At 38.7% G+C, this 7,010-nt stretch carries 5 protein-coding genes; all 5 read right to left on the minus strand.

Annotated features, from left to right (window positions below; all coding sequences use genetic code 11):
* Positions 1 to 2,933, minus strand: a 2,933-nt coding sequence (locus VLZ86_RS05170; protein ID WP_325449420.1) for a CusA/CzcA family heavy metal efflux RND transporter, incomplete at its 3' end; no start/stop codon positions are given.
* 117 nt (positions 2,934 to 3,050) lie between these two features.
* Positions 3,051 to 3,446 (minus strand): hypothetical protein, encoded by a 396-nt coding sequence (locus VLZ86_RS05175; RefSeq protein WP_236027452.1) that lies wholly within the window; start codon positions 3,444 to 3,446, stop codon positions 3,051 to 3,053.
* Between the two features lie 297 nt (positions 3,447 to 3,743).
* Entirely contained in the window at positions 3,744 to 5,297 is a 1,554-nt protein-coding gene (gene tnpC, locus VLZ86_RS05180) for an IS66 family transposase (RefSeq protein ID WP_325449424.1), read from the minus strand.
* A 53-nt stretch (positions 5,298 to 5,350) separates the two neighbouring features.
* Positions 5,351 to 5,686 carry an IS66 family insertion sequence element accessory protein TnpB gene (gene tnpB, locus VLZ86_RS05185; RefSeq protein WP_262897802.1) on the minus strand — a complete coding sequence of 112 codons (336 nt, stop codon included), beginning with the start codon at positions 5,684 to 5,686 and terminating at the stop codon, positions 5,351 to 5,353.
* Positions 5,686 to 5,964, minus strand: a complete 279-nt coding sequence (gene tnpA, locus VLZ86_RS05190; protein WP_325449427.1) for an IS66 family insertion sequence element accessory protein TnpA — start codon at positions 5,962 to 5,964, stop codon at positions 5,686 to 5,688. Before tnpA ends, tnpB begins: the two co-directional genes overlap by 1 nt.
* Positions 5,965 to 7,010 lie beyond the last annotated feature (1,046 nt).

Genomic DNA, 7,010 nt, shown 5'->3' on the forward strand with positions numbered 1-7,010 from the left:
TATATACGTTTTTTTATATCTGTCATTCCACTGTCTTTTAGTTCATTGAATTTGTTTATGAGTATGAGTCCGTTTAACACGGCAACTCCGAAGAGCACGATAAACCCAACTCCCGCAGAAATACTGAAAGGCATTCCACGAATCAACAAGACGAACACGCCACCAATGGCCGCCAAAGGCACTGCCATATAGATCATCATAGCTTGTTTAAATGAATTCAAAGCAAAGTAGAGCAGAACAAATATTGTTAATAGAACTATTGGGACTACAATCATCAATCGGTCTGATGCTCGTTGCAGGTTTTCAAATGACCCTCCGTAAGTAACATAATAACCTGGGGGCAGTTTTACTTCCGTTTCCAGTTTTTGCTGAATTTCCTCGACCATCGATTTTACATCGCGTCCACGAACATTGACCCCTACCGAAATACGCCGCGAGGTATTATCCCTTGAAATCTGCATTGGCCCGGGTTTGTAGCTAATATCAGCCACTTCCTTTAAGGGTACTTGTGCACCGTTTGGCAAATCGATATAAAGATCTTTTAAGCTGTTGATATCTTGTCGATATTCTTCTGCCAAACGAATGACCACATCAAAGCGCTTTTCCCCTTCAAATATGACACCTGCCTTTTCTCCAGCAAATGCAGCACTTACATAATCATTCAGTTTATTGACAGTAACACCGTATTGTGCCATTTTTGCACGGTTGTAAACCACGGTCATTTGGGGTAAACCACTTGTAGCCTCTACATTAAGGTCTGCTGCACCCGGAACTTTCCGTATTACCGCAGCGATTTCCTGTATCTTGTCTGCCAACACGTCCAAATCTTCTCCGTACAATTTGATTGCCACGTCCTCACGAACGCCAGTCAGCAATTCATTAAAACGAAGTTCTACAGGTTGGGTAAACACGAAATTTACGCCGGGAACTACTGAAATTTTTTCTTGGATCTTTTCTATGAGTTCTTCTTTACTGTCTGCAGATGTCCATTTACTCTTGTCCTTTTCAAGAATAATGTAACTATCTGCAATATCCATAGGCATTGGGTCTGTCGGTATTTCTGCCACACCAATTCTTGAAACTACCGTTTTTACTTCCGGAAATTCATTGATTAAATTCTGAAGTTTCTCTGAAGCTTCAATCGATTCTGTAAGACTGCTCCCCGGTTTTATCAATGCTTGAAAAGCAATATCGCCTTCATCAAATTTCGGGACAAATTCTGCTCCCATATTACTGAAAAGAAATCCTGCAATCAAGAATAGCGCAGCCGCCCCTATAACGACTCCTGCTTTAAAACGAAGTGCAAAATTTAATATGGGAAGATAGGCACGATTCAAAGCACCCATAATTTTATTACTGATTCTATCAATCTTATTTTCAAATTTAGCAAACCAACTATTTTGGTTTTTGGCAGGTTTTAAAAATAATGACGACATCACCGGTACGTAGCTAAGACAAAGGATAATTGCCCCTAAAACGGCAAAACCAAATGTAAACGCCATTGGTCGGAACATTTTTCCTTCCACACCGGTCAAAAACAGAATAGGTGTAAAAACTATAAGAACAATTAATTGACCAAAAAAGGCAGAATTCATCATTTTACTTGAAGAGTCATAGGCGATTTCATCCATCTCGGATTGTCCTATGATAGCATTGGATTTTTTCATCCGTTGATGAATGTGAAAAACCGTTCCTTCCACGATAATCACCGCACCATCTACAATAATTCCGAAATCTATTGCTCCCAAGGACATTAAATTCGCCCAAATGCCAAATTGTTTCATCAAAATAAATGCAAATAATAAGCATAAGGGAATTATCGAAGCAGCTATCAATCCACCACGAAAGCTTCCCAAAAGGAGCACCAAAACGAATATGACGATAAGCGCCCCTTCAATTAGATTTGTTTTTACGGTACTTGTAGTTCTCTCAATAAGCTCGCTTTGGCTTAAAAACGTATCGATATACACGCCTTCAGGCAGGGATTTTTGAATTTCCGTTATACGCTTTTCAACATTGTCTATAACGGTGCTTGGACTTTCGCCTTTCAGCATTAATATTTGTCCACCTACAGTTTCGTGGCCATCCTGTGTAAAAGCACCATAACGCACTTGACTGCCATATCCAACTTTTTCAGCCACATCCCGGATTAAAACAGGATTACCATTTTGGGTAGAGACCACTGTATTTTCCAAATCTGAAATGCTACGCGCCAATCCTTCGCCACGGATAAAATTAGCCTGATGGTTTTTTTCAATATAAGCACCTCCAGTGTTGGCATTATTAACCTTTAATGCTTCAAAGACCTGGCTCATAGTGAGCCCAAAGCTTTTAAGTTTATCGGGATTAAGAGCTACTTCATATTGTTTTACATAACCACCAAAAGCATTTACTTCAACAACTCCGGGGACTAATGCCATTTGACGTTTTACGATCCAATCCTGTATGGTACGGAGCTCCGTTGCATCATATTTTTCTTCATAACCTTCCTTTACTTTTAGGGTGTATTGGTAGATTTCCCCTAAACCCGTTGTAATTGGAGCCATAAATGGTGTACCAAAACCTTCAGGAATTTCTCCGGCTACTTCAGTTAACTTTTCTTGTACCAGTTGCCGGGGAAGGTAGGTGCCTGCTTTGTCTTTAAAGACAATGGTTACTACAGACAGACCAAAACGAGAGATCGAGCGCAGCTCGATAACGTCGGGGAGGTTGGCCATTGCCAATTCTACGGGAAAGGTTACAAATTGTTCAATATCCTCAGTTCCCAAATTGGGAGCGGTTGTTATAACTTGAACTTGATTGTTGGTAATATCGGGTACAGAACCCAAGTTTATAGTGGCCATAGACCAAATACCAGTACCTATAAGTACCACTATAAAGAGCCCAATAATAAATTTATTATTAATGGAAAATGAGATGATTTTATTAATCATAAATATGTATTAATTCAGTTGAAAACTTACGATGCGTATAGGTGCAACGTATTTATAAAGCAATGCCTACTTTGAAAAGCATCACGTTAGAACATAGCTGTCCTTAAAAAAACTGAATTATACTTTTGGGGGTTGGAATGGGGATTCCAGATATCTGGAATTTAATTGGAAAGTGTAATGATTATACTGATTTTTAGCCTCGGAGGAAACCGTATTTATTAACGTAGGTTGAAAAGGTGTAAAGAACACAAAGTGTTGACAACATTGATGGTTTATATGTACGGGTGCATCTTCATGTTCCGAATCTGGATGGTGGTTGTCCACTTTTCCATCGTCGTTTATATAATCTTCATAAACATATTCAAAAAGAGAATATCCATCTTCTTGTTTATGGTCTTGATAGTGGGTAATAAAATGGGATATTTCTTCAATCAGTTCACAAACTTCCATATTGGCCGCTATTCCTTGAAAAAGGAATAGGAACGACATTGATATGGAAACGAATATTTTCATAAAGTTTGACAAAGATACAAAATAATGGATGCACAGGCAGTGCAAAGATTATAGCTGTAAACTATAATTTATTTAAAATTTTTAGAGATTCTATGTGTTTGTAGAGTAATAGACTAATGTTATAATTGCAACTAATGTTTTTTGCTAATTATCGTTAGGTTTTAAACCAGAAATAGTACCCCTATCAAACGCAAAAACGATTATTTATTCAAAATATGCTTTTTAACTATTGTCCCTAAATCGTATCCCCCCGAGCAACTACATCTTGATTAATCCGATAAAATTATTATTGTAGTACTATTTTGGCAGTGTAGATTCTATCAACTCTTTGTAATTATGAGGATATAGCTCTGTGATGTTCTTGTGGTTTATGGACTGTATGTTTTCAAGTGTATATTTCAGCCAGGCATACGGGTTGACATCCTGTTTTTTACAGTTTGCAAAGAAGGTATATGCCATAGCCGCCTTTTGCGCGGCATCATGCGACCCTGCAAAAAGATAATTCTTTCTGCCGAGAGCAACGGGCCTGATCACGTTTTCCACCAGATTATTATCTATTTGGAGGTTCCCATCTGTGAGGTATCCCGATAGCTTGTCCCATCTGGATTGGCAGTATGCCAAGGCTTTGCCTATTTGGCTTTTGGGCAGGGTGAGTTTGATCTGCAAAAACATCCACTTGCCCAGTTCGTTTATAATGGGCAAGCTTTCTTTGAGCCTAAGTTCTTTGATCTGTTGTGGAGCTAATCCCTGTTCTCTTGCCCTGCGCTCCACCGCATAGAGTTTTTGTATTTCAACCAAAACATGCTCGCTCCTTGATCTGTCATTGTCCAAGGCTCTCTCAAATTCGCGTCTTGCATGTGCCCAGCAAGCTAAATGTGTTACCTCAGATTTTTTCCCATAGACATTGTACCCCGCATAACCATCGGTTTGCAGGTACCCCCTGAAGTCTTGCAGAATGGGCAGCGCAGCGCTGCTGGCGCGGGTGGGACTATAATCGAACAGGGCCAATTTGGATATGGGTGCATGATACACCCAGTAATATCCCAAATGTGCTTTGTCTTTCTTGCTTTGGTCCAAAACCTTGATCGTCGTCTCGTCCGCCTGTAGATAGCCTTCATTTTTGATGTCCATCACAGGCTTTTCGTAGAGCGGCTTCAGGGCCTCCATGCTTTGGGCGGCCCAACCATCGATCGTGGAAGCCGCTATATCTATATTCTCCCTTGAGAAGCGTTGCTTTTGGCGGTATAAGGGCAAGTGGTCCACATATTTATCTACAAGTATCGTTGCGAGCAGTCCTTCCGAGGGTATTCCCTTGTCGATGATCCTTTCGGGAAGCTCGCCAATTGTTATTTGGGCAGTGTCCCTGTCCTTGGCAGCGTATTTGTAGCGGATATATCTTTTGATCTTGAAAAAACCGGGCACATAGTCCAATACATCTGTGACTTCCTTGCCGATGCACACCTTGTCCGACAGATCGCCCTTTGGATAGATCTCTATTTCTTCGACCGGCAAATGGCTTGGCAGTTTGGCCCTTCCCGGATGTTTTTTCTTCGCACGGGAATAGGTGATCTCCTGCTTGACCACTTCTTCCTGTTCCTGCAGTACCTCTTGCGCTATATCCAAGGGCAATGCCATCTGGTTCGGGTCTTCAAAACGCTCACGCTTTTGACCAAACTGCATGCGGCGCAATAATTCCAGCTGGCGCTGAAGTTCTGCGGATTTTTCTCTTTCCCTACAAAGATCATCGTCTTGTTTAGAAATAGTTTTATCTTGAACGGAAATAGTCTTTTGGGCTTTGGTCAAAAGCTTTAAAAGCTCATGTTTCGATACGTTTTTTAGATCTATTTCCATGACGTAAATATACGTCAAAACCCCCATTAACACAAGGGTTTTGAACGATATATCTACCGTAAAAAACGTCTTTTTTGATTGCTTTTTATCACCTGGATCCCTTCGACCATTAAGACCAGGTCGCTCCAACTGATCTGTACTTTACCTTCCTTTATCTTAGCAAAGGTGCCCTGCTCCAAGCGTTTATAATAGAGCACAAAACCGCCAGATTCCCAATGCAAAAGTTTCATCTGGTTATTTTTACGGTTGATAAAAACAAACACTTCGCCGCTGTGTGCCGTCCGGCCCAATTCATTGGTCACAATGCCGCACAGGCCATTAAAACCTTTGCGCATATCACAAACTTTGGGGTAGAGCAAAAATGTGTGGGAACTACTAAGGCTGAACATCAGTACAGGTTTACCAGCGCCGAGAGTTCCTTTAGATTATTGGTCTTCAATCGAACAATAACTCCATTGGGGTAGATCACTTCATAGTTGTTTTCCAAGATGTCCGGTGATTTTTTTATTTCTATAAAACCACTCAGATCTTCTTGCCTTTTGCTCTTTTGAACCCAATAGTTAAAAGTAGCCAACTTAATCCCAACCTGATCGCAGTAAGATCGCTGTGTAAGTCCGCTGTGCTGCCAAGCTTCTACTTGAGAAAGCATATATTCCTTTTTGTCCATATAATACCTTTGTTATTTTGGACAAAGCTACTATCTTACTTTATCTTGGGAAATATGGGTTTGGTCGGGCGGTTACGTTTATTCAGAAATAATAAAAACTTGTGGAAGCATGATTAAAAATACCCATCTAAGCATCGAATATTTATGCTTTATTAAATTCAAAAAATGAAATGAAGTCAAAAGGAAGTTAATAGATTGTAGGTTTGGAATAAACCATTTGCAGGAAAAATGAGCATAGCAAAGTGAATTTAATTACAGGTTCGAACAAATACAAATCTTTCAAAGGGTTTATATAGGATGAGCACAAAGAAAAAATATCTTTTAATAACTAAGAATGCAGATCGAAAAATGGCGCAAGCTGAGCAATCTGATACTGTATTGGTAATTTGTATTATGCTTTAAAAGTTGAATTACCAACTATCACTTACTAAAATTTGGTCTTTTCACACAATAACATAAATTTTTTATTTTATAATTTTCGACTGAAATCGAACTAATAACGAACTAATACAAATTATAAAATCTTTAATCCCGTATATACACAGTGGATATCGACACTAGTAAGGTATTCAGAACGTATATCACACGATGGAAGAATTGACAGAAGAGTAATTGCTACTTCAATTTTAAAACTATAAAATGCCAACAGTAAATCGTTGGCATTTGGGGGATTTTATTACTTCTACATTTTATTTTCTTCCTATGGGCAAGAAAAAACTCTATAAACAATCTTAATAAAACTGATTTGTTCGAATAATAAAAATAACAGATAATACTACAATAAACATCAACATATTACGATTCAAAAAGAAATTACATTTAATAGATATTGCTAAACCAGTTAAAGATGTTAATTAAAAAACAGATGCCTCGTAATAATCAAAAAAAGCTGAAATAAATTTGAAAAAGTTTCAATTAAAATATAAAAACGTTGTGCATTAGTTGGTGCAACGCTTTATTATGAGTACACTTAGGTTTATTTATCGTTTAGGGTTTTGTATATTTGTAAATCAAAATGCGTGAATTATGCCATTATTAGTAAAAAT

It is taken from the genome of Gelidibacter sp. (genome assembly GCF_035515035.1).
Lineage (GTDB): Bacteria > Bacteroidota > Bacteroidia > Flavobacteriales > Flavobacteriaceae > Gelidibacter.

Coding starts and splice junctions, on each gene's coding strand:
- tnpC (WP_325449424.1), bottom strand. CDS start 5,297: ATGGAAATAGATCTAAAAAACGTATCGAAACATGAGCTTTTAAAGCTT.
- tnpB (WP_262897802.1), bottom strand. CDS start 5,686: ATGTTCAGCCTTAGTAGTTCCCACACATTTTTGCTCTACCCCAAAGTT.
- tnpA (WP_325449427.1), bottom strand. CDS start 5,964: ATGGACAAAAAGGAATATATGCTTTCTCAAGTAGAAGCTTGGCAGCAC.
- VLZ86_RS05175 (WP_236027452.1), bottom strand. CDS start 3,446: ATGAAAATATTCGTTTCCATATCAATGTCGTTCCTATTCCTTTTTCAA.